A 5,217-nucleotide genomic window follows, 5' to 3' on the forward strand; every position below is an offset into this window, starting at 1 on the left:
TCGCCGGTCTCGTTGTCGAAGACGTGGACGCTCTTCGGGTCGGTGCTGACGTAGATGGTGTCGCCCTTGGAGACCGTGCCGCGTGCGGAGGACACCCGGACGATCACGTTGCCGGGCGTGCCCTCGACGTCGGAGGTGCCGTAGATGAACCCGTCGGCGCCGAGCTCCTCGACGACGGTCACCTTCACGGGCAGGCCGCCTTCGTTCTCCGACACGAGCCGCCAGGCCTCGGGCCGGACGCCGACGGTGATGTCGTTGTGCTGGGGGCCGAACTTCGACTCCGCCGTCGGGTCGACCGGCACCTCGTAGCCACCGATCGCGGCCTTGCCGTTCTGGGCCGACGCCTTGAGCAGGTTCATCTGCGGGCTGCCGATGAACCCGGCCACGAACAGGTTCGCGGGCTTGTCGTAGAGGTTGAGCGGGGTGTCGACCTGCTGGAGGTAGCCGTCCTTCATCACCGCGACCCGGTCGCCCATGGTCATGGCTTCCACCTGGTCGTGGGTGACGTAGACGGTGGTGACGCCGAGGTCGGCCTGGAGCTTGGCGATGTCGGTGCGGGTCTGCACGCGCATCTTGGCGTCGAGGTTGGACAGCGGCTCGTCCATGCAGAAGACCTGCGGGTCGCGCACGATCGCGCGGCCCATCGCCACGCGCTGGCGCTGGCCGCCCGAGAGCGCCTTCGGCTTGCGCTCGAGGTACTCTTCGAGCTGCAGGATCTTGGCGGCCTCGGCGACGCGCTTCTTGCGGTCGGCCTCGGGGACCTTGGCCATCTTGAGCGCGAAGGCCATGTTGTCCGCGACCGTCATGTGGGGGTAGAGCGCGTAGTTCTGGAACACCATCGCGATGTCGCGGTCCTTCGGCGGCGTGTGGGTGATGTCCTTGTCGCCGATGAAGATCTTGCCGCTGTTGACCTCCTCCAGCCCGGCGAGCATCCGCAGGGTCGTGGACTTGCCGCATCCGGAGGGGCCGACGAGCACCATGAACTCGCCGTCGTTGATCTCGAGGTCGATGCCGGGCACCGCGGGCTTGTCCGCCCCGGGATACCAGCGCTGGGCCTTCTCAAAGGTCACGCTTGCCATGTTGAGTTCTCTCCTTCACCGGCAGGTACGTGCCGGACGATCCGTAGTGAAGTGACGTCGGTCACTCTACGACCAACGACGCCCGCAGGACACGGGCGGTCTCGGGGGCGACGACGCCGAGCCGTACGCCGACCGCGCCCAGCGCGCGACCGGACAACACGACGTCGACGCGTCGCGGGGCGAGGTCGAGCCCGTGCTGGGCCACCTCGGGTGTCTCCTCGGTGACCCGGTAGGTCGCGTCGGGGTCGAGCCCCTCGAGGAGGACCGGCGGCAGGTGCTGGGAGGCCGACCACGACGTCTGCGCGACGACCCACCACCCCTCACCACGGTCGGGGGCGACGACCCCGGTGACGAAGCACCCGGGGTCGGGGTGGTCGCTGCGGACCAGGCGCCCGTCGGCCACGAGGGGCCGCATCCGCTGGTGGAGGTCGACCCACGCGGCGACCTGGGCTCGGTCGGCGTCGGAGACGCCGCGCAGGTCCCACTCGATGCCGAGATGGCCCACCAGCGCCGTCGCCGCCCGGAACGGCAGCGCGTGGCTGCGACCGGTGGTGTGGGCGACGGGGCCGCCGATGTGGGCGCCGGTCATCTCCGGCGGCACGAGGAGGTGGGTCCAGCGCTGGATGCGCTGCCGCTCGACCGCGTCGATGGTGTCGCTGGCCCAGACCCGGTCGGTGCGCGCGAGCACACCGAGGTCGATCCGGCCGCCGCCGGACGCGCACGACTCGATCTCCAGCCCGGGGTACGCCGCCCGCAGCTCGTCGAGCAACCGGTAGAACGCCAGCGTCGGCGCGTGCGACCCGGGCACGTCGACCAGGTCGCGGTTGTGGTCCCACTTGAGGTAGGCGATGTCGAGCTCGTCGAGGAGCGCGAGCAGCTGCCCCTTCACGTGCTCGTACGCCGCCGGGTGGGCCAGGTCGAGCACCTGCTCGTGGCGCCACGACGGCGGGTGGTCGCCGTGGGCGCCGAGGACCCAGTCGGGGTGTGCCCGGACCAGGTCGGAGTCGAGGTTGACCATCTCGGGCTCGACCCAGAGCCCGAAGTCCATGCCGAGCGCCTGCACCCGGTCGACGAGCGGTGAGAGGCCGTCGGGCCACACGGTGGTGTCGACGGTCCAGTCGCCGAGACCGGCGTGGTCGTCGCGGCGGCCGCGGAACCAGCCGTCGTCGAGCACGAACCGTTCGACGCCCGCGGCGGCGGCGACCTCGGCCAGCTCGGTGAGACGGTCGAGGTCGTGGTCGAAGTAGACCGCCTCCCAGGTGTTGACCAGCACCTTGCGCAGCGGTCGCGGCGTCGTACGCCGGACGAAGTCGTGGACGCGCGCCGAGACCCCGTCGAGGCCTTCGCCGGACCAGCTGCCCACCAGCCACGGCGAGGTGTAGGACTGCCCCGACGCGAGCACGACCTCGCCGGGGGCGAGCAGCTCGCCGCCGCCGAGGAGGCAGTCACCCTCGGGCGTGCGGTCGGCGTAGGTCTCGTGGTCGCCGCTCCACGCCACGTGGACCGACCAGACCTCGCCGCGGCGGAAGGCGAACCCGGGGGTGCCGGCCGAGAGCAGCAGAGTGGCGTCGTGGCCGGTGCGCCCGTGGCGCCCCGCGCGCTGCCAGGTACCGACCGGCCACGGGTGGCGCTGCGGCACCCGTTCCCCGACCCAGCGGCCGGTGAGGTCGAGCAGCTCCTCGGCGCGCGGGGGCACCGGGAGCGCGGTACGGACCGCGGCGACGTGGAGCCCGTCGGGCCCGTCGTTGCGCACGACCGTGCGCGCGCGCAGCAGGCCCTCGGCCGTGAGCTCCAGCTCGACCCGGACCTCGCACTCCAGGTCAGGGTCGGTCGCCACCGCCGCGCAGGACGAGCCGTCGTCGGTCCACGACCACTCGCCCAGCCGCACCGGCACCGCGCCGGAGCGGAACAGCTCGACCGCCGGCGTCCCGGTGTAGCCCAGCGAGGTCTGCGGCACCAGCCCCGTGGCCCGCGGCGCGTCGAGCGCGCTGTGGGAGACGCCGGGCTCGTGGGCGGCGGCCAGTGCGGCGACGTCGACGTCACCCAGCGCGCGCCCCCAGTGGAGCAGCACCGGCACACCCGACGCAGCGGGCGCGAGCACCACGCTCGCGCCCGCCGCGGTCAGGTGGACGGTCGGCCGGGTCACCCCTTCACGGCGCCCGCGGTGAGGCCGCGGACGAAGAAGCGCTGGAGGAAGAGGAAGACCATGACCGGCACGACCATCGTCAGGAACGCGCCCGCCGTGGTCAGGTTGGTTCCCTGGCCGAACTGGCCCTTGAGCTCGGTCAGCTTCTGGGTGATCGGTGCGTTCTCACCGGGCCCGATGAAGACCAGCGCGACCAGGAGGTCGTTCCAGACCCAGAGGAACTGGAAGATCGCGAACGCCGCCAGCGCCGGCACCGACATCGGCAGGACCAGTCGCCAGAAGGTCTGGAAGTGGCTCGCGCCGTCGATCTTCGCCGACTCGATCACCGTCATGGGGAGGGTGGCCATGTAGTTGCGCAGGATGTAGATCGCCAGCGACATGCCGAAGCCGATGTGGGCCAGCCACACGGCCGGGAAGGTGCCGCCCATGTCGAAGGCCTTGTAGATCTGCTGGAGCGGCACGAACGCGACGTAGTTGGGCACCACCAGCAGGCTCACGATCGCCAGGAACAGGAAGTCGCGACCCTTGAACTGCATGAAGGTGAAGGCGTAGGCCGCGAAGGCGGCCACCAGCAGCGGGATGAAGGTCGCGGGCAGCGAGATCGCGAAGCTGTTGATCAGGCCACCGGCCATGTCGGCGCTGCCGGTCAGGGCCTCGGTGTAGTTGGCGGTCGTCAGCTCGTCGAGGGAGCCGAAGACGGTCCACCACCCCGAGCTGTCGGCTGCCTGGACGGTCCGGAACGAGGTGATGAACGTCCCGACCAGCGGCACCAGCCACAGGAAGCACAGCACCGCGAGGACGATCTTGGTGAACCAGCCCGCCTTGGCCGGGTTGGTGTCGAAGTGGGCCGGCGACTTCTTGGCCTTGGTCTCGTCCTCCCGGGTGCCGGCCGCGACGTCGGTGGTCGACTGCGTGCTCATGCGTTGGCCTCCTCGGCCTTGAAGTGGCGGACTTGGTAGAACATCACCGGGATCACGACGATCATCATGATCACGACGATGGCCGCCGCCGAGCCGTAGTTGAAGTTCGTCGTGAGCTGGTTGTAGAACTCGTTGCCGAGCACGTTGGTGTTGAAGTTGCCGTTGGTCATGACGTAGACGACGTCGAAGATCTTCAACACCGCGATCAGGACGGTGATGAACACCGTGATGATCGTGCCCTTCACCTGCGGCACGATCACCGAGAAGAAGACCTGTCGCTCGGTGGCGCCGTCGATGCGAGCCGCCTCGAGGGTGTCGACCGGCACGCCCTTCACGGCGGCCGAGAGCAGCACCATCGCGAACCCGACCTGGGCCCACAGCAGCACCAGCATCAGCAGGAAGCTGTTGAGGTGGAGGGTGCTCTCCTGGAGCCACACGACCGGGTCGAACCCGAGCGCCGTGATGATCGCGTTCTGCACGCCGATCTGGTCCTGACCAGCGGGCTTGGCGTTGTAGAGCGTGTCCCAGATGACAGCCGATCCCGCGAGCGCGATCGCCATCGGCAGGAAGATGATCGTCTTGGTGAGCTTCTCGGTGGTGGGCCCGAGGCGGTCGGCCAGCGTGGCCACCGCGAGCCCGAGGATCACGGTGAGCGTCGGGACCACGATCATCCACAGCACCGTGTTGATCATGGTGTCGCGGAACGCCGGCGAGCCGAGCAGGTCGCTGTAGTTGGCGAAGCCCACCCACTCCTCCGACGCACGGTCCTGGAAGCTGTTGATGATGCTCTGGATCGCCGGGTAGAGCAGGTAGATGGTGATCGCGAGGTAGGCCGGGAGGATGTAGAGGTAGGGCTTGAGCCGCTCCTCCCACTTCGGCGGCAGCAGCTCGGCGATCTTGTTGAGCGCGTAGTAGACCAGCAGCGCCGCCCCGACGCCGTAGAGCACCGTGAGGAAGGCGTTGATCAGCTTGATCAGCAAGGGAACTCCCTTTCCCGTGTGGCCGGCGCTAGCGCGACCCGGTCGGTGGGCTGGTGGTTCCGGGGGCCCGGCTCACGCCGGGCCCCCGGAAC

Annotated in this window: 4 protein-coding genes; all 4 read right to left on the bottom strand. The window is 69.6% G+C overall.

The window, feature by feature from the left end; translation table 11 throughout:
• Positions 1–1,079, bottom strand: a 1,079-nt coding sequence (locus ABD091_RS04840) for an ABC transporter ATP-binding protein (protein WP_343916017.1), incomplete at its 3' end; no start/stop codon positions are given.
• Between the two features lie 61 nt (positions 1,080–1,140).
• Entirely contained in the window at positions 1,141–3,225 is a 2,085-nt protein-coding gene (locus ABD091_RS04845) for an alpha-galactosidase (protein ID WP_343916018.1), read from the bottom strand.
• Positions 3,222–4,145, bottom strand: coding sequence for a carbohydrate ABC transporter permease (locus tag ABD091_RS04850; RefSeq protein WP_343916019.1), 924 nt, complete (start codon positions 4,143–4,145; stop codon positions 3,222–3,224). Before ABD091_RS04850 ends, ABD091_RS04845 begins: the two co-directional genes overlap by 4 nt.
• Positions 4,142–5,125, bottom strand: a complete 984-nt coding sequence (locus tag ABD091_RS04855; RefSeq protein WP_343916020.1) for a carbohydrate ABC transporter permease — start codon at positions 5,123–5,125, stop codon at positions 4,142–4,144. Before ABD091_RS04855 ends, ABD091_RS04850 begins: the two co-directional genes overlap by 4 nt.
• Between the last annotated feature and the right edge of the window lie 92 nt (positions 5,126–5,217).

The sequence above is a fragment of the Nocardioides aestuarii genome (assembly GCF_039527245.1).
Classification (GTDB): Bacteria; Actinomycetota; Actinomycetes; order Propionibacteriales; family Nocardioidaceae; genus Nocardioides; species Nocardioides aestuarii.